Genomic DNA, 17,261 nt, shown 5'->3' with positions numbered 1-17,261 from the left:
CCATCAAGGAAAGCACCGTGACTGAGTACCAAGCGTTCAAGGTCGAACTGATTCACCACATCGCCCACGTGCAGATCAACCGCCCGGAAAAGTACAACGCCATGAACGCGGCGTTCTGGAGTGAGATCGTCGAGATCTTCCAGTGGATCGATGAAACCGACGCGGTGCGCGCGGTGGTGATCAGCGGCGCGGGCAAGCATTTCTCCGCGGGCATCGACCTGATGCTGCTAGCCTCGGTGGCCAACGAGCTGGGCAAGGACGTCGGCCGCAACGCACGCTTGCTGCGCCGGACCATCCTGCGCATGCAGGCGTCGTTCAATGCCGTGGACAACTGCCGCAAGCCGGTGCTGGCGGCGATTCAGGGCTATTGCATCGGCGGCGCCATCGACCTGGTCTCGGCCTGTGACATGCGCTACTGCAGCAGCGATGCGCAGTTCTCGATCAAGGAGGTCGACATGGGCATGGCCGCCGACGTCGGCACCTTGCAGCGCCTGCCGCGGATCATCGGCGACGGCATCATGCGCGAGCTGGCCTACACCGGGCGCAATGTCGCGGCTGACGAAGCCCTGCGCATCGGCCTGGTCAACCGGGTGTTCGACACGTATGAGGCGCTGCTCGACGGAGTCTTTGCCATTGCCGCCGAAATTGCGGGAAAATCGCCGCTTGCCGTGGCCGGCACCAAGCACATGATCAGCTACATGCGCGATCACCGCATCGACGATGGCCTGGAATACATCGCCACCTGGAACGCCGCCATGCTTCAATCCACCGATCTGCGGGTGGCGGTTGCCGCCCACATGAGCAAACAGAAACCCGAGTTCGCCGACTGACGCCCGGCGGCGAACCTGCGCAAGGAACTGCACAATGTCAGCGCGCTGGATCACCGCAGTACTGGATACGAACATCAGCGGCGGCTGGGCAGTAGCCCGCTGCAGCGAAGGGTTCCTGGTCGATGATAACGGCGCGCTGTTCCCGCGCGACTGGCTCAAGCGCCAGGAGCTGGACGTGCTGTGCGAGCACGGTATCGGCCATTTCGATGGCCAGCCGGTGTTCCTGCTCGAATTGCGCAGCCCGCAGGCGGTGCAGGGCTGCAGCTGGCGGGGGTTGCGTCAGTTCATGCTTGAAGGCGACTTCGACACCTACAAGGTTCTCGGCTACGCCGCGCAGATCGGCACCTGGGCCCGCGAGCACCGGTTCTGCGGCAGCTGCGGCCAGCCCATGGCGCAGATCCACTGGGAGCGGGCCATGTACTGCGCGCCGTGCGAGCTGCGCAGCTACCCACGCATCTCGCCGAGCATGATCGTGCTGGTCACCCGTGGCGATGAAATCCTCCTGGCCCGTTCTCCGCGCTTTGTCACCGGCGTGTACAGCACCTTGGCCGGCTTTGCCGAGCCGGGCGAGTCGGCTGAGGATTGCCTGGTGCGCGAGGTGCGCGAAGAGGTGGCGATCGAGGTGCAGAACATCCAGTACGTCGGTAGCCAGTGCTGGCCGTTCCCGCATTCGATGATGCTCGGCTTTCATGCCGAGTACGCCGGTGGCGAGATCATCATGCAGGCGGACGAGATCGAAGACGCCCAGTGGTTTCGCGTCGATGCGCTGCCGCCGTTGCCGGCGGGGCGCTCTATTGCCCGGTATCTGATCGACCTGTACGTGGCGCGGCGTCTAGGCCTGGCCGAACCAGTGCTGCCACGCTAGGCGCACGGTCAACGCCAGCACCACGGTGATGAACACCGGGCGGATGAACTTGCTGCCGCCGCTGATGGCGGTGCGCGCACCGAAAAATGCGCCGACCATCAGCGCCGAGCCCATCGACAGGCCCACCAGCCAGTCGACCTGGCCGGAGAAAATGAACACCGACAGGGCCGCGGCGTTGCTGACGAAGTTCATGCTGCGCGCCACGCCGCTGGCCTTGACCAGGTCGATGGGGTAGAGCAGCAGGGTACTGACGGTCCAGAACGCCCCGGTACCGGGGCCGGCCACGCCGTCATAGAAACCCAGGGTGAAGCCCTGGGGGATCTGCCACTTCTTTTTCACCGGTGCGTCGGCATCCAGCGGCGCCTTGGGCGTGCCGCCGAACAGCAGGTAAACACCGCAGAGGAAGACGATCACCGGCAGCATCTTGTTCAGCCATTCGGCCGGCAGGTAGTGGGCCACCACTGCACCGATCAAGGCGCCGACAAAGGTGCCGGCCAGGGCGTGACGCCACTGCGCCGGGTGGAACAGTTTGCGCCGGTAATAGGTAAAGCCGGCGGTGGCCGAGCCAAAGGTCGAACTGAGCTTGTTGGTGCCCAGCACCAGATGCGGCGGCATACCGGCGGTGAGCAGGGCAGGGGTGGTGAGCAGGCCACCACCACCGGCGATGGCATCGATGAAGCCGGCGACAAAGGCGACGGCGGCAAGAATCGCCAGGGTGGTGAGGTCTACGCTGAGTTCGAAAGGCATGGCGTGGGCTTAACAGGACGCGCGTTGGCAGGCGCAAGGCCGCCATGGTAAACGCAAGCGTTTGCGCTGCCCAGTGCAAGGCCGGTAGTGAGTAAATATCTATATGATCGACGCTGTCGGCTTCTGATGAACTGAAGGTTCTCTTTCAATCAGAGGTATCCGTCATGTCATCGTTATTGGCCAATACCCCCGCAGCGTCGTTGCCGTATGCCGGGATCGGTTACATACCATCGTCGTTTTCACCCCTTGAACAGGAAGGTTTGCCCCAATGGCTGCAGACCGCCGAGCCGGCCAAACGCCTGCGCCTGATGCGCATACGTGAAGAGGGCCGTACGCTGCGCCGTGAACTGACGGCGGCGATCTGCGGGCTGCAGACTCTGTATGAATTCTGTCGACCCAAGCTCGAGCAAATGGCCCGTGAAAGCTCTGGCGAAGTGGTCGACACTGTCAACGGCACGTTTCTGGTGTTCAGCCCCGACTCAGCCGCGTTACCCAATCGCCTGGATGAGGTGCTGCTGAGTCAGCGCTCGATGTACGAAGCCGCCTTGCAGAACTTCAGCCTGGCGCAGCTGCGGCAATTGGCTGGCAACCCTTTCGTCAAGCTGGCAATACCCACGGAGTTCGATCTGTTTGCCGGCTTCACCGGCAAGGATCGGGATGCCGTCGATGCCGTAAGTTCCATCGTGTGTTACGCCGACGAGGGTGTTGCCTATGCGCTGCAAGTTCGCATCCTGGATATGGGCAAGCAGTATCAGGAGTACCTGACCCGCCAGCTGGCTGCCGGTTCCCTGCCGCAGGTCAAATGTGTGGCCGCCATGAATGTCCTGGCCGAGGAACTGGCGATTGCCGATATCAAGGGCCAGCTGAGCAGCGCCGCGAAGGTCATCCTCAACGCATTCATCAACGGGGCGGCGCGCGATACCCCCCATGGCAGCCAGGTCCGGCATATCCTCGACGACGGCATCTCACCCTACGATTATGCCGAGGAGTGGTCGCTGCACCTGCTTGACGATGTGGCGTTGAGTGAAATTCTCGTGTTTGGCGTCGACAAGCCACAGTCGCCCTGTGTTGCCTTTGTACCGGGGCATCCGCAGCAGCCGTTGAAGGAGTACCCCTCCCGTTCAGCGTTCCTTTACGATCTGCAGGAACAGCTGACTGATGGGGCTTTCCAGGCCTTTTTCCGCCGTTTTGTACCAATGGCCAAATGGTCCATCGTGCTTGAAGCGTTGCTGGAGACCGACGAATACACACGCAACAGGCGCTTGAACCTGCGCACCGAATCGCTGAGCAAGGGTTTGAAGGCACACTGGTTCGAACAGATGTGCCGCAGGCTTGGCGACGATGCCAGGTACCTGGCCGTGCCCACGGCGGCGGTAGAGGGCCGCAGGACGCTTGGCAACATCGCATATTTTCTCGAGGCTACTCAGCAACACCTGATGTTCGGTGCCGGGGTCGGGTTTCAAGCCGGCGAGGAGGATGAGGGCCAGGCCCCCTCCGACTACGTCATGCCCTGGCGCTGGGTGATCCTGCCCAACGGCCGTTACGGGCGTTGGGCCAGCAACCTGAGCGCCTACACCTTGCCGCCCCCGCAGCAGTTCGATCCGCCAAATGGTCAAGGCATCATCCACTCGTCCCTGGGGCGGGAAATCCGAATCAATGGCCGCAGCTATTTGATCAATTTCGATGCCAGTATCGAAAAAGAGCGCTTGAGTCTGATTAGCGATCAGCGCGCCTATAGTCCGATCCTCGAGCACAACGGCGCGGGCAGTTGGCACCATAGCCTGGAGCGCCCGGAGCGATGGGGACGGCTATCGTTGCTGCGGCGCCTGGGTAGCTGGCTGGAAGACCTTGGCGATGACGATTTGATGCTGGCTGCACGCCTCAGTGGTGTAACCAATACCACCTTGCGCAGGGTGTATAGCCATGACGATGCGCCGCCTGCATTACTGGTGTGGACGATCGGCCGACTGCGGCGGGTGCGCAAGACCGAATCGCTGCTGGCGCTGGTCAAGGACGGGCGTGTGGTGCCTGCTGAGTACGAGGTGCCAGAACTGGCAGAATTCCGTGCGCTGTTTACTGTCACCGAGACTCAGGTACCCCGGCCACGACGCAGCCCACAACCGGACGACAGTAACGCTTATTGCGGCCCTGACTGCGGCGCACCGCCGGCGGTGCTGTTTCTGGAATGGTACGACAGGCTATTTCGCGCGTTCCTGGCCCGCAGCGAAGTCGCCCTGCAACTGCCTGAGCCGGCGCAGGTGGCTGGCGACGTGCAAATTGACGAACTTCGCCAGCACTACCCGGACCTGCCTGTGCAGATGCTTGACCGGCTGATTACCGACTCCTCACCTCCCGTGCTGGAACGTCTTTCCCGCGGTGTCCTTGACCTGGACCTGTTCGAGCGTTCACGCCAGGCCTGGAACGCCTATCGGCTGACGCGTGCGCTGATGGGGTTTCGCGCTCCTGCCCAAGCCCACATCGATACCCGCCTGCTGGCGTTCGCACTATTACCGTCCCTGCCTGGCTGGCACTCAGACCTGAACCTGGCGTTGTATCCGGGAGATGTGCGAAGCACGACGCCGAGGCGCCATGCGCAGGTGCAAGGCGCGCCGTCCTGGGGGATGGGCGCCGGCAGCCCGATCAGCTACGAAGTGGTTCGACTGGAGGGTGAGCGTTACCTTGACAGCCGTTTCCACAGTGACTTCTATGCCGCGCTGCTGGATCTGATGGGGGCTTCGCAGCGCCAACGCCTGGGGCTGGGTACGAACGAGACTGAGCGCTTGCGCAACCTGCTGGATGAACTGGCCGCTACCAATCCGACGCGTGCTTTGGCCCTGCTTGGCATCGAGCGCCCACCCGTTACCTTGCATCCGCACGGCTCCGGCCGCCGCGCCCGGGCGATGGGTGGCACCGGTGGGCGGTTCGAGCGCGAGCGTGGTCGCGAACGGTTGCAACTCATGTTCCCTATGGCATCCGAAAGCCAAATCGATCGTATTTTTGGCGAAGTGGCACGACAGGGGCCGACGCTCACCGCCGCATTCGATCGCCTGGAAGACGCGCGCTTGCGCCTGGATGGCGCGTTGCGGGCTTGGGTCCGGGTCAGCAATGTGCAGGGGGCGGGTTACGGTGCGCGCCGGCGGGGGATTATCGCCGAGCAGTTGCTCAATGCCATGGCCCCGACAATCCGTGAGCTGGAAATCAACGATGGGTCTGTCGACAGCCTGCCCGAGCTGCCGCTGGACTTCGCCGCAATCGAGCGCCTGACCCTCAACCTGCCGGCGATGGAAAATCTGCCTGGCAGCTTCATCGCGCGCTTCCCTAACCTGCGCGAACTGCGCTTGATAACCAGGATTGGTCGTCTGCCAATCGGCCTGACCGATTTGCCGCAGTTGCGCACGCTGTCCTTGACCAACGCGTATCTGCGCCCAGAGGACTTGAGGCCGATTGGCCTGCTTGCGCAATTAAGGGAGCTGAACATCATCAATCTGTGGCCAAGGCAAAGTCGTCGCGAAACGCTTACCTGGCGCGCCGAAGACATGGCGGCTATCGCCCGCTGCCAACACCTGCAGCGCTTGCAGATCCAAAACAGCCGGGCGTGGTTCGCGGACGATGTGATTGGCGCGCTGGCGCCCCTTCAACATCTGACGCATCTTGACCTGTCCGGCAACGCGTTCACCCTGTATGGAGAGAATGTTCGCGGTCTCGTTCATTTACGCCATCTGGACCTGAGCCGCACTCCGCTCTTCGGCACAGTCGATGTCAGCAGGATGGGCGATTTGCGTTGCCTGGACCTGCATTACTCCTACGCCAACTGGCCGGCGGGCCTGGAAAACCTAGCGCACATCGAACACGCCAACCTTGAGGATGTCAATCTGGACAGCGTGCCGGCCGGTGCTGGCCTTGTGCCTGGACTACGCCTGTCGGTTGACGGGCTCAATACCCCGGACCGCGAGCGAGTGCTGAGGGAATTGACTGAAGTGAACAACCTGCCTGGCGCGGTTTATGGCGAAGTCCGCCTGTCACGCGCCATGGTGGGCGAGTCATCAACTGAATCCGAAGAGGAAATGGACACTGAGGAGAACGCCGAGGATACGTTGCTCGACGGCTTGTCGGCAGAGGAACGGCGCCTGGCGCAGCAATTGATTGACGAGAACAGTAATGGCAGCCGTGCGTTTTTTGCCTTGATGAATACGATACGCTCGCGAACGCCAGTGGATGAGCGCGAAGAGGTCACCGGGCAAATCCACTCGATCATCTTGCGCATGTTCAATGAGACCACCCGCGAGGCGTTCTATCGTGTGGCACTGGACCTGGGGTGTATCGATTCCGCGGTGCAACGTTTTTCCGACCTGCTGGGGCTGGCAGAAGCGGATCGGGTAGTGGCCAGTACCTCCGGCGACGCCCGCCCCGAACTGATCGAACTGGGCCTGTCGCTCTGGCGGGTGCGCAGCCTGCGTGAGTCCGTTGCCAGGCGTTATCGCGATTGGTGGGCGCAGCACCGTGATCCTGACGGCCAGCCGGATTATGCCGAGATCGAGTTGTATATTCGTATCGCTTTGACCACCCCGCTGCGTTTGCGTCACCAGCCGCGGCGCCAGGTCAATGCCGACTTGGTAACGTGGATGAGCAGCGCGATGGCGCATGAAGTCGAGACGGACGTCCTGACCGCGCAGGCACAGGATTTCCCTGTGGCGTTGAGCGATCAGCCGTTCTGGCAGGAGCACCTGGGTGCGCAAGAGTGCGCCCCCTGGAGTTACGACGTTGCATCGGCGCTGGAGGAACTGGGGGTTGGCGAAGGTGTGCCGCTCACGTTGAGCGAACCGGCACGTAACCGCCTGGCGCAGCTCCTCACCCAGGCCCGCAAGGTCATTGCCGAGCGTGACGGCGTGGCAGTGAACACCGGGGCACTGGTGCTGGACAGCAACGACCATCGGCTGCAAGCGCTCCATCTGATGCCGGCAATGATCCAACTGTCCAGGGTTGAATACACCCGGCAGATCGTCAACGAGTACTTTGCCCAGGGCATGTCGACACAAAGCCCGCAGCCGGGGCCTTCGGGCGTACAGCGCAAACCTTGATCGTCAATAGCGGTGAGTCATGAAGAAAGGGGCCAGAGCCCCTTTCTCTTTTGCGGTCATCGCCATCAGCTTAGAAAACCGCCATCCACGTTCAATGCCACACCGGTGGTATAGCTCGACGCGTCACTGGCCAGGTACAACACTGCCCCGGCCATCTCCTTCGGATCGGCCACGCGCTTGAGCGGGATCTGCTGCAGGGCGGTGTTGAGGATCGCGTCGTTGTTGACCAGCGCCGAGGCGAACTTGGTATCGGTCAGGCCCGGCAACAGGGCGTTGCAGCGGATGCCGAACGGCGCGCACTCCTTGGCGAACACCTTGGTCATGTTGATCACCGCAGCCTTGGTCACCGAGTAGATGCCCTGGAAGATCCCCGGCGATACGCCGTTGATCGAGGCGACGTTGATGATGCTGCCGCCGCCGTTGTCGCGCATCAGCTTGCCGGCTTCCACTGACATGAAGAAGTAGCCGCGGATATTGACGTCGACGGTCTTCTGGAAGGCGCTAAGGTCGGTGTCCAGCACGTTGCAGAACTGCGGGTTGGTGGCGGCATTGTTGACCAGGATGTCCAGGCGCCCGAATTGTTCGCGAATGCCGGCGAAAACCTGACTGATCTGCTCCATCTCGCCGATATGGCAGGCAACCGCAGTGGCCTTGCCGCCGCCGGCAGTGATCGCATCGACGACCTGCTGGCAGCCCTCGAGCTTGCGGCTGGAGACGATTACATGGGCGCCTTGCTGGGCCAGCAGGTGGGCGATGGCTTCGCCGATGCCGCGACTGGCGCCGGAAACGAAGGCGACTTTACCGTCGAGGTCGAACAGGTGAGTCTTGGACATGGTCTTTTCCTTGTTGTAGTCGTCAGAGTGGGGACTTGGCGATGACCTGCAGGCTCATGTGCTCCAGCAGCGTGTTCATGTGAATGAACTGGGCGAAGCGCTTGTCCTGGGTCTGGCCGTGGAAGAACCGGTAGTAGATCTGCTGGACGATGCCGGCCAGGCGGAACAGGCCGTAGGTGTAGTAGAAGTCATAGTTGTCGATTTTGATCCCGGCGCGCTCGGCGTAGTAATCGACAAACTGCTGGCGGGTCAGCATGCCCGGGGCATTGCTCGGCTGGCGGCGCATCAGTTGCACCGGCGCCGGGTCCGCCGCTTCGATCCAGTAGGCCAGGGTGTTGCCCAGGTCCATCAGCGGATCGCCCAGGGTGGTCATCTCCCAGTCGAGCACACCGATGATGCGCATGGGGTTGTCGGCATCGAGGATGACGTTGTCGAAGCGATAGTCGTTGTGCACGATTGCAGGCTTGGGGTGGTCGGCGGGCATCTTCTCGCGCAGCCAGGCGATGACCTTTTCCCAGCGTGGCGCATCCGCAGTCAGGGCTTTTTCGTAGCGGCTGGCCCAGCCCTCGATCTGGCGTTGCACATAGCCTTCGGGTTTACCCAGGTCGCCCAGGCCGCAGGCGTTGTAGTCCACCTGGTGCAGTTCGACCATGCGCTCGATGAAGCTCTTGCACAGCGCCTCGGTACGCTGCGCATCCAGGCCCAGCTCCGGCGGCAGGTCCGAGCGCAGGATAATGCCCTTGACCCGGTCCATGACGTAGAACTCACCGCCGATCAGCGCCTCGTCGGTGCAGTGCACGTAAGCCTTGGGGCAGTAGGGGAAACCGCTGTTGAGCTGGTTGAGGATGCGAAACTCGCGGCCCATGTCATGGGCGGATTTGGCCTTGTGGCCAAAGGGCGGACGCCGCAGCACGAACTCGCGCCCGGGGTACTGCACCAGGTAGGTCAGGTTCGAGGCGCCGCCGGGGAACTGGCTGATGCTCGGCGAGCCGCTCAGGCCCGGGATGTGCGCCTTCAGATAAGGGTCGATCACCGCAGCGTCGAGTTCTTCGCCGGGGCGGACCTGGGTGGACTGGTCGGTGAGCGTCATGCGTTTCCCTTATGATCAAAGCCAGAGATTATTGGTCAATCTAATTCCTGTAACGGTTGCTCACAAGCATAGGTCGGCCTTATAGGCGAGCGTGTTGCAGCCCAATCAGCAGGCTTGATCGGCTGAGCCGGTGGGTGGGGCAAGTGGCGGGTGAATACATATCTACATCCTCGCGCCAGCGTGCCTTTGATTGACTGCTGCCTCAAGCCATCCATGAGGCAGTGCACATGACAACCGACGCTTTGAGGCCATTCAAGGCCCACGACCAGTACTTCGAACAGCAGATCCCCACTTGGCTGAGCCATTCCAGCCCCCATGCCATCAAAGAGCTGCATCAACGTCAACTGCCCCCTGCCCAGGTTGCCGCCGATACGGTGTCGCAGCTGCGCGACGCCTTCAATGACAGCCTGCGGCGTAGCCAGGCATCCAATGCCGCCGCCGCCAGGGTTCTGCGCACGGTCAAGGGTATCAGCGAGTTCGCCGAACCGCTGCTGCGGGCTGAACTCAAGAGACGTTTCTCGCTGGATATCAGCGTGACCGCCAATGAGCTGGTGCACATGCGCAATGACGCGTCCTGGCGCGAAGACCGCCTGGCTTCGGTGCTGATTTCTCGCCAACCGTTGTTGCAGGCGGCCTTGCAGAACTTCAGTGCAGGTGACGTTGAGGTCTTTCGCACCGATGCCTACAGCGCCGTTACAGCGTTCGGTGCCTTGCAGCCCTTTCCTGAAGCGGTCGACCCTGCTCGGCGCGCCCACCAATCCATCCGCTACTCGAGCAAACTGTCGATCAGCCCTCATCAGTTCGCGCAAATGTGTCGGGAGCTGGATATCGGCCAGCAGTATCAAGACCATCTTCAGGCAATTTTCGACGCCCCCAATACCCGTGACGCCGTGCGCCAGACCCTGGTTGCAGCCGCCAGAGACCTGTGCGAAACCAGCATTCACGCTGCCCGCGTCGCTGGGCACATCAGCGAGCCGGCCTACCGCATGCTGAAAAAACTGCTTGCCCAGTCGGCGACCTCCCCGGCGTCGCGTACCTTGAGGGTCGACAAGGTGTATGAGTATGGCAAGAGTGCGTTCGACGGTTCGCGTTGTTATTTGCTGAACCTGTTCGGTACCACCCTGGGCGCCGGCTTTTTGCTGATCGGCCCCGATCCTGCGAGCGCGCAGTCGTCTGTGCCATTGGTGGTACTGATGCCGGGCGCTGCCAAGCCTGTGCAGGAATACGACTCCTACGCGGATTTTTACCTCAGCCTCAAGGCGCGCTTGCTGAATCAGGATTTCAGGCGTTTCTTCAGCCGGTTTCTTGGGTGGCGTGGGCAGTCCAAGGTGTTCGGGCAGTTGACGTCGCCCAGCAGTTGGCAAGCGCAAAAGCCCAGGACCCAGGAGGTGCGGGGCGAAGTGTTCGACTACCTGCACACGGCGATGTTGGTCAGGGCCAGGGATGACGCCAGGGCCCTGGCGGTACCGACTCGGGAGGTGGACCGCGAAGCCTGGCTGCAGGAGCTGGACCATTGCCTGGGCTTGGGTTTTAGCATGCTCAATGTCGCCGCCTTCTTTGTGCCGGGCCTGGGGGAAGTCATGATGGTGGCCCTGGGTGCACAATTGCTCGGCGATCTGTTCCATGGCCTGCAAGCCTGGGAGGCCAATGACAAGGAGCAGGCAATCACCTACCTGCAGTCGTTCGGCATCAACCTGGCCATTACCGCCGGGCTCGGTGTGGCGGCAGGGGTCGTGGGTACAGCATTGAGCCAGCCGCTGGCGATCGACCTGCTGGAGGCCGTCGAACTACCGGGGGGCGAGGTCCGTTTGTGGCGGCCAGACCTTGGCCCTTACCAGCGCAGCGCAGAGGTGCTGCAGGGAAGCGTTGCCGATCCACAGGGCATTTACCGGGTCGATGGCAGGCGCTATATCCGCATCGAGGGCAAACCGTTCGAAATCACCCTGGATTCGAGCCTGGGCAAATGGCGGATCAAGCATCCCGACGATCCCCAGGCCTATCGGCCCGTGCTCGAGCATAACGGCCAGGGGGCCTGGCATCATTCACTTGAGCGCGTGGACAGTTGGCCACGCAAGACACTGGTACGCAGGTTGGGGCCGGGGTTCGAGGGCTGGTCCGATGCGCTGCTCGAACGCATGGCCGACATCAGCGGGGTCAGCGACGCGCAACTGCGTCGCGTCTACAGTGATGACCTGCCCACCCCGGCAGCGCTGCTCGATACCCGGCACCGTTTCGAAATCGATCGCTTGATCAGTGCGCAGATCAACAATGTCAGGACCGGGCAGGGGCTGCAAAAGGGATTCGACTATCCGGTATCGCTGTTGCCGGAATTGCCGCAATGGCCGAGCGGCAAATCCATTGAACTGTTTGACAGCGCCGAGTTGTGGGGGCAACCGCAGGTGCATGGCAGCCCGGCGCCAGGTGTGGCGGCGATCAAGGTGTCGCGCAGCGATCTTGCGGCGGGACGCCTGGCCCGCAGGGTGATAGAAGGCTTGAGCCCGGCTGAGCGTCGCCATTGGTTTGGCAATGACTACCTGGCACGAGACCTCGAAGCAGTGCTGCGCCAGAGCCTGGCTGAGCGGATGCTGGCGTCAAGGGTGCGAATCTTCGATAGCCTGTACTTGGACCAGACGGAAATTGTCGACACCTTGCAACGGGCCTTGCAGCGTGATTTCCAGGGGTTGTCGCGCCCGGTCGCCAAGGCTTTGGCCGAGGCTGCCAGTGAAGTTGAAAGCAGTCGTTGGCAGGCTTCGCAGCGGGTGCCGCTGACGCTAGCCAAGCGGGCCCGCGAGGCTTCGCGGCAGATCCGCCTGTCACGCGCTTGCGAAGGCCTTGAAATAAGTTACCTGGCCAAAGACGACACCTACCGGCTGGCCCTTCATTTGTTGCCGGAACTACCCGGCTGGAGCGATACGGTTCATTTGAGCGTGCGCAGCGATAGTGTTTCCGGCACCGAACTTGACAGCATCGGCAGTGCTGCAGCAGTGTCGCGCAAAACGCTGGTACGCACCGCGCAGGGGTGGCGCGCACATGACGAACGCGGGGAAACGTTGGACGGGCTGAACAGCTCAGACCACGGATTTTTCACCAGCGTGCTGCTGGCCTTGCCGGACAGCGAGCGTGTGGCACTTGGCCTGAATATCGACGACAGCGACGCACTGCGCCGCAAACTATTGGAGCTGGCCGCCCGCCAGCCGGCCAAGGCAAGGCTGGCGCTGGGCATGGCGGTGGACCATGGCGGCTTCAGGCCTCCTCTGCCTGTAGGCGCCGGGCGCCGTGGTTACCCCTTGGGCGGTGTGATCGGGCGCTTGTTGCCCCGCACTCTGGAGCAGCGGCTCAGAGCGCTGTTTCCAGATTTTACCGATGGGCAGTTGCGTGACTTTTTCCGCAACGCGAGCGTACAAGGTGAGAGCCTGGAGAACGTAATCGGCGATCTGGAGCAGGAGCTGAGGGCCGAACGGGAAAGCTTGTCAGCCTGGGTAGAGCAAGGGGCTACGGCCACTGCCCGCACACGGCGCAGGCTAGTGGCGATGCAGTTGCTGGATGTATGGCAGTTGCGTCACCGGGCGCCACTTGAGGTCAGTGAGTACCAACTGGATGGGACGCCGGGTTACCTGCTGAGACTGAACTCCCCTGTGGTTGACGCGCTGCCACCCCTGACGTACGAAATCGACCAGGTTCTGGAACTCGAATTGAGCACCATGTCGGCCATCACCGAATTGCCCGCGGATTTCCTCCGAGCCTTTCCCAACTTGCGCCGCTTGAGCGTGCGCAACACACCGATCACTGACCTCCCTGAAAACGTGGCGCAACTGAGTGAGCTGCGGGTGCTGGATTTCACCTACACGCAAATAGGCCTGGCCAATCTTGAACGCTTGAGCGGGCTTCGACGCCTGTGGTCACTGGACCTCAGAGGCGTCTCGCGCTCAGCGCTCATGCTTACCGCCGCACAACTTGCGCCCTTGTGCCAGTTACCCGCCTTGCGCTTTTTGTCGCTGATGGAAAACCAAATCAGCTTCGGTCCGGGCGTGTTTGCCGAGTTGGCGCGGCTGCCGAACGTGCGCCGGTTGTATTTGACCCGCAATAACATCACCCTGACCGAGGCCGATGTCGGTGAGCTGGCTGGCATTACCACCTTGCGAGAACTGTCCATGGGGCGCAACCCCTTGATGCGCGCCCCGGATATCCGCCAGATGCCGGCGTTGCGCCTGCTGGCCTTGCCCGAAGCGCAGATAACCACCTGGCCGCTCGGGCTTGAAACCACCTCGACTATCGAGGTTCGGCTTGAAGGCAACGCCATCACCGAGGTACCTGAGGGTGCCGGACGGATGCGGGGCCTGTCGTTTGGCTACGAGGGCATGAGCGAGGCGCTTATTACCCGGTTTATTCGTGAGCGCATGCAGTTGCAGCCCGATCCGGGCGCGGACGTGCTTATCGAGGAGGAGTTGGATGAGGGCGCGGACGATGACCTCAGTGCCTATCATGCGCTGACTGAAGAACAGGCGCACACCGCGCTGGAGCTGTTTCGCCTGCCTGAGTCGCGCTCATTCCGGCGCTTGCTGGCCCGTTTGTTGAGCCACGAGCAAATTACCGAGGCTCAGGCCGTGCAGATGATCGAGGCGGCAGCGGCTGACCCTGAAGGGCTGGGCAGGCAACTGTTCGCTCAGGCAGTCGACGCTGATACCTGTGAAGACCGTGACGTCGTGGTGTTCAGTGATCTGCAGGGGCTTGAAGAAGCAGACCAGGCCCTCAGCCAGGTTGCGCTTGCCCAAGGTGACCAGGCCAGTCGCCAACTGCTCGCCCTGGGTATCAGCCGCTGGCGCCTGCAGCGCTTGCGTACCTATGTGGCGGAGCAGATTCGGGGCTGGCGATCGTCGATGCCAGACATCGACGACATAGAAGTGGAGCTGTACTACCGAATTCACCTGGCCGCACGTCTGGGCTTGCGCAATCAGCCGTCCACGATGAGGTTTCCTGGTCTTGTGACCTGGGTGACCAGCGATATGCTGGAGGCGGCGGCGCGCGTCATTAGCCAGGACCAGGCTGGCTTGCTACCGCAGTGGATGGTCGAGGAAGTCTACTGGCAGAATTATCTCAGGCGTGTGCACAGCGAGCGCTTTGAGGCGCTGCAGGTTGAACTGGCCGAAGTCTTCGACCCTGCAATCGATTTCATGGAAGCGCTGCAACGGCTCCGGGGAGAGCAAGCGGACCTGGCAACGCCGCTTCCTGTGGTACAGGGCCAGACGGCTGAGCAGCTGGCGCTGGCATTCGGGGTAGCACAAAACGAGCTGGCGCAGTTGGCTTATGTCGAGGCCGAATGGAGTCAGGCGTATGCAAACCTGCAGGATGCCAGGGAGGCCAGGGAGAATGAGCTTCCAGGGCTTCTGACCAGAGAGGAAATTGAGCGTAACGCCCGATAGCGACCTGCCGGCGATTGCAGCAGGCAAAAAACCGAAGCCAGGGCTTCGGTTTTTTTATCGCTGCAAGCCGATCAGGCCGGGAACAGCTCGCTCAGTTTCATCGACAGCATCATGTCGCCTTCAACGCGCAGCTTGCCGCCCATGAAGGCCTGCATGCCGTCGGTTTCGCCGCTGACGATACCCTTGAGGGTTTCGCTGTCCAGTACCAGGGTGCAGTTGGCGTCAGCGTTTTCGCCTTCCTGGATTTCGCAGGTGCCATCCTTGACGATGAGGGCGTAGTGCTTGTCTTCGTCAGTGATGTTGAAACCGAAAACCAGGTCCAGGCCGGCGGCAGCGGCTGGGTTGAACTTGGCTTTCATCGCTTCGACGGCTTTTGCTACATCGCTCATGGTGTGTTCCTTATTAAGTGATTTGCGTGACGGGTGAGGTCACAACGAGCCGGGGTTCATCGGTAGGTGATGAGCTCCGGCGCCTTCAACAGCTGCACATGGGCCTGGCTGTTGAAGGAAGCCAGGGCCACCTCGCGGCCGCGAAACTTCAGTTGGCTGAGCGAGGTGTTGATGATCTGCCAGTTCAGCTCGAAAGCCTGGCCGGCAGTGATACGGGTTACCAGGTGGAGCAGGGCGGCAATGGTGCCGCCCGAGGTAAAAATGGCAATGTTGTCGCCGTTGCCGGCCTGTTGCAGCACCCGCTGCAGGCCGCCGTCGACCCGCTGGACAAAGCCCTGCCAGCTCTCGGCGCCTTCGCAGGCATGTTCGCCGCCGTGCCAGCGCTGTACCAGCAAGGCGAACAGGCGCTGGAATTCGCTGCGGTTCTGGGTGGCGTTGCGCAGTACATGCAGGGCTTCGGGCTCGTCCGGCAACAGGCCGGGCAGCAGGCCGCGGATCACGCCATCGGCGTCGAATTCGTTGAAGGCGTTGTCGGTTTCCAGCGCGGGCACTTCACAGCCGGCGTTGTGCATGACGGCCAAGGCCAGGCGCGCGGTGTCTTGCTGGCGGCGCAGGTCGCCGGCCAGGCAGCGGTCCAGGCGCAGGCCCAGTTGCGCCAAGTGCTCGCCGAGGGCCTCGCTCTGGCGCATGCCCACGGGCGAGAGGACATCATAGTCGTCTGCACCAAATGAAGCCTGGCCATGTCGAATCAGGTAGATACTGCCCACGTCGTCCGCCTGCACTTAAGGATGAGCCGAGGTTAGGTTGCCGCTGTCGGGCTGTCAACGAAAAAACATACAAGCGTTTGAAAAGAGCGTTTGAACTGCATTGCCGAAGATTTCCTACGCTGGCAGGGTCAAGGCCGCCTCGGTATGCTTGACTATCGGTTCGCGCCGTACGGGCGCAGGCATGTTAAGGAGTTACTGTGGAGTTTCTTGCAGAGTACGCAAGCTTTCTCGCCAAGACCGCGACCCTGGTGATCGCGATTCTGATTGTCCTCTCGGCGATTGCCGGTTTGCGCGGCAAGGGCCGGCGCAAGGGCGGCGGGCAGTTGCAGGTCAACAAGCTCAACGAGTTCTACAAGGACTTGCGCGAGCGCCTGGAAAGCAGCTTGCTGGACAAGGCCCAGCTCAAGGCCCTGCGCAAGCAGCAGGCCAAGGCCGAAAAGCAGCAGAAGAAAAAGCCCGAAGAAAAGCCGCGGGTGTTCGTCCTCGACTTTGACGGCGACATCAAGGCCTCGGCCACCGAGAGCCTGCGTCACGAAATCAGCGCCGTCCTGAGCCTGGCCACGGCCCAGGACGAGGTGGTGTTGCGCCTGGAAAGCGGCGGCGGCATGGTTCACAGCTATGGCCTGGCCGCCTCGCAACTGGCGCGTATCCGCCAGGCCGGGGTGCCGCTGACGGTGTGCATCGACAAGGTCGCCGCCAGTGGTGGTTACATGATGGCCTGCATCGGCGACAAGATCGTCAGCGCGCCGTTTGCCATCCTCGGCTCGATCGGCGTGGTGGCACAGCTGCCCAATGTCAACCGCCTGTTGAAAAAGCACGATGTCGACTTCGAGGTATTCACTGCCGGGGAATACAAGCGCACCGTGACGGTGTTCGGCGAGAACACCGAGAAGGGCAGGGAGAAGTTCCAGGAAGACCTGGACGTCACCCACCAGTTGTTCAAGGATTTTGTCTCGCGCTATCGCCCGCAGTTGCACATTGATGATGTGGCTACCGGTGAAGTCTGGCTCGGCGTTGCGGCGCTGAACAAGCAACTGGTCGACCAGTTGATGACCAGCGATGAGTACCTGAGCCAGCGCGCCCGCGAGGCCAACCTGTATCACCTGCACTTTGCCGAACGCAAAAGCCTGCAGGAGCGCGTCGGCCTGGCGGCCAGTGGTTCGCTCGAGCACCTGGCGGTCAAGCTCTGGAGCCGTCTCAGTGGGCGTCTTTGGTAACCGGCAACCCCCGCGGCGCGCAATG

General features: G+C 62.0%; 10 protein-coding genes. 5 read left to right on the top strand and 5 right to left on the bottom strand.

The window, feature by feature from the left end; translation table 11 throughout:
• Positions 1-17: 17 nt before the first annotated feature.
• Positions 18-830 carry a crotonase/enoyl-CoA hydratase family protein gene (locus tag PspR32_RS14910; protein ID WP_010223724.1) on the top strand — a complete coding sequence of 271 codons (813 nt, stop codon included), beginning with the start codon at positions 18-20 and terminating at the stop codon, positions 828-830.
• A 34-nt stretch (positions 831-864) separates the two neighbouring features.
• On the top strand, positions 865-1,695 hold the full coding sequence (gene nudC, locus PspR32_RS14905) for an NAD(+) diphosphatase (RefSeq protein ID WP_036995193.1): 831 nt from the start codon (positions 865-867) through the stop codon (positions 1,693-1,695).
• On the opposite strand, the gene PspR32_RS14900 is transcribed toward nudC, so the two are convergent.
• Positions 1,663-2,442, bottom strand: a complete 780-nt coding sequence (locus PspR32_RS14900) for a TSUP family transporter (RefSeq protein ID WP_010223718.1) — start codon at positions 2,440-2,442, stop codon at positions 1,663-1,665. The genes nudC and PspR32_RS14900 overlap by 33 nt on opposite strands.
• A 164-nt stretch (positions 2,443-2,606) precedes the next feature.
• Between PspR32_RS14900 and PspR32_RS14895 the strand changes: the two genes are divergently transcribed.
• The gene (locus tag PspR32_RS14895) at positions 2,607-7,520 is read left to right on the top strand and encodes a dermonecrotic toxin domain-containing protein (protein WP_159388791.1); all 4,914 of its coding nucleotides are present in this window, start codon (positions 2,607-2,609) and stop codon (positions 7,518-7,520) included.
• A gap of 65 nt (positions 7,521-7,585) precedes the next feature.
• On the opposite strand, the gene PspR32_RS14890 is transcribed toward PspR32_RS14895, so the two are convergent.
• Both PspR32_RS14890 and PspR32_RS14885 read right to left on the bottom strand, forming a co-directional pair.
• A complete protein-coding gene (locus PspR32_RS14890; RefSeq protein ID WP_159388790.1) occupies positions 7,586-8,353 on the bottom strand; it encodes an SDR family oxidoreductase in 768 nt (255 codons plus the stop codon).
• Positions 8,354-8,375: 22 nt separating this feature from the next.
• Positions 8,376-9,443 (bottom strand): phosphotransferase family protein, encoded by a 1,068-nt coding sequence (locus PspR32_RS14885; protein WP_159388789.1) that lies wholly within the window; start codon positions 9,441-9,443, stop codon positions 8,376-8,378.
• 227 nt (positions 9,444-9,670) lie between these two features.
• On the opposite strand from PspR32_RS14885, the gene PspR32_RS14880 reads away from it, so the two are divergent.
• The gene (locus PspR32_RS14880; protein ID WP_159388788.1) at positions 9,671-14,863 is read left to right on the top strand and encodes a dermonecrotic toxin domain-containing protein; all 5,193 of its coding nucleotides are present in this window, start codon (positions 9,671-9,673) and stop codon (positions 14,861-14,863) included.
• A gap of 71 nt (positions 14,864-14,934) precedes the next feature.
• Here PspR32_RS14880 and PspR32_RS14875 read toward each other — a convergent pair whose 3' ends face one another.
• Together PspR32_RS14875 and PspR32_RS14870 are read right to left on the bottom strand one after the other, a co-directional pair.
• Positions 14,935-15,252 (bottom strand): SCP2 sterol-binding domain-containing protein, encoded by a 318-nt coding sequence (locus tag PspR32_RS14875; protein WP_036995189.1) that lies wholly within the window; start codon positions 15,250-15,252, stop codon positions 14,935-14,937.
• 56 nt (positions 15,253-15,308) lie between these two features.
• Complete coding sequence (locus PspR32_RS14870; protein ID WP_010223707.1) at positions 15,309-16,019, bottom strand: histidine phosphatase family protein; 711 nt, start codon at positions 16,017-16,019, stop codon at positions 15,309-15,311.
• A gap of 197 nt (positions 16,020-16,216) precedes the next feature.
• On the opposite strand from PspR32_RS14870, the gene sohB reads away from it, so the two are divergent.
• A complete protein-coding gene (gene sohB / locus PspR32_RS14865; protein ID WP_010223706.1) occupies positions 16,217-17,236 on the top strand; it encodes a protease SohB in 1,020 nt (339 codons plus the stop codon).
• Positions 17,237-17,261 lie beyond the last annotated feature (25 nt).

Origin of the sequence: Pseudomonas sp. R32, assembly GCF_009866705.1 — a bacterium.
GTDB classification, from domain to species: Bacteria; Pseudomonadota; Gammaproteobacteria; order Pseudomonadales; family Pseudomonadaceae; genus Aquipseudomonas; species Aquipseudomonas donghuensis.
This window is presented reverse-complemented; position numbering and strand designations above follow the sequence as displayed.

Excerpts from the sequence above, each read along its gene's own strand:
- PspR32_RS14875 (WP_036995189.1), bottom strand. The coding sequence starts at position 15,252 with ATGAGCGATGTAGCAAAAGCCGTCGAAGCGATGAAAGCCAAGTTCAAC.
- PspR32_RS14885 (WP_159388789.1), bottom strand. The coding sequence starts at position 9,443 with ATGACGCTCACCGACCAGTCCACCCAGGTCCGCCCCGGCGAAGAACTC.
- PspR32_RS14890 (WP_159388790.1), bottom strand. The coding sequence starts at position 8,353 with ATGTCCAAGACTCACCTGTTCGACCTCGACGGTAAAGTCGCCTTCGTT.
- PspR32_RS14895 (WP_159388791.1), top strand. The coding sequence starts at position 2,607 with ATGTCATCGTTATTGGCCAATACCCCCGCAGCGTCGTTGCCGTATGCC.
- PspR32_RS14880 (WP_159388788.1), top strand. The coding sequence starts at position 9,671 with ATGACAACCGACGCTTTGAGGCCATTCAAGGCCCACGACCAGTACTTC.
- nudC (WP_036995193.1), top strand. The coding sequence starts at position 865 with ATGTCAGCGCGCTGGATCACCGCAGTACTGGATACGAACATCAGCGGC.
- PspR32_RS14900 (WP_010223718.1), bottom strand. The coding sequence starts at position 2,442 with ATGCCTTTCGAACTCAGCGTAGACCTCACCACCCTGGCGATTCTTGCC.